Origin of the sequence: Clostridium sp. HV4-5-A1G (genome assembly GCF_900184915.1) — a bacterium.
In the GTDB taxonomy this organism is placed as follows: Bacteria; Bacillota; Clostridia; order Clostridiales; family Clostridiaceae; genus Clostridium_B; species Clostridium_B aromativorans.
Window position 1 is genome coordinate 1 of the sequence record NZ_FXYI02000372.1, and the last position, 736, is coordinate 736.

The window sequence follows — 736 nt, forward strand, 5'->3', positions numbered from 1 at the left end:
ATATTATGAAACGTTTTTTATGTTAAATTAATAAAAATTATATTTGGGGGTTTATTTATATATGACAGTTGAGCCAATAAGAGATAAACATAAAATAAAACAGATTTATTATTATTTAAAAGGGAAAGATTTAAAGTATGGATTAATGCTGAAGTTCGGGTTAAATACGGGTCTCAGAATAAGTGACATATTGCCGCTAAAAATCAAAGATATTTTTACTGTTTCTTGGGAATATAAAGATTATTTGATATTAAATGAAAAGAAAACTGGAAAAGAGAAAAAAATTAAGTTAAATAATGCAATTAGAAAAGAAATAAATAATTATGTAAAACAAAGAAACGTTGTGTTGGAATCATATTTGTTCCCAAGTCGTAAAGGTGGGCATATAAAAAGGATTCAGGCCTATAGAGTATTAAAAGAAGGTGCTAATATATGTGGAATTGAGAATTTTGGAACACATAGTTTAAGAAAAACCTGGGGGTATTGGACATATAAAATGTCTAAATATAATATAGGATTGATAATGGATACTTTTAACCATAGTTCTCAATATATAACACTTCGATATATAGGAATAAATCAGGATCAAAAAGATGAATTGTATTCTCTTGTTCAATTTTAATATATGCTGAAAATTGTACTAGAAATTTGTATTAAAATGACAAAACATATAGACATATGTGGTATTATATGCTATATATATGTTATGAAACAAAATTAACAAATTGTTTCATTA

At 25.0% G+C, this 736-nt stretch carries 1 protein-coding gene; it reads left to right on the forward strand.

The features are described 5' to 3' along the window. Positions 1 to 61: 61 nt before the first annotated feature. Positions 62 to 622 (forward strand): tyrosine-type recombinase/integrase, encoded by a 561-nt coding sequence (locus J5G60_RS18585; RefSeq protein WP_150357914.1) that lies wholly within the window; start codon positions 62 to 64, stop codon positions 620 to 622. Positions 623 to 736 lie beyond the last annotated feature (114 nt).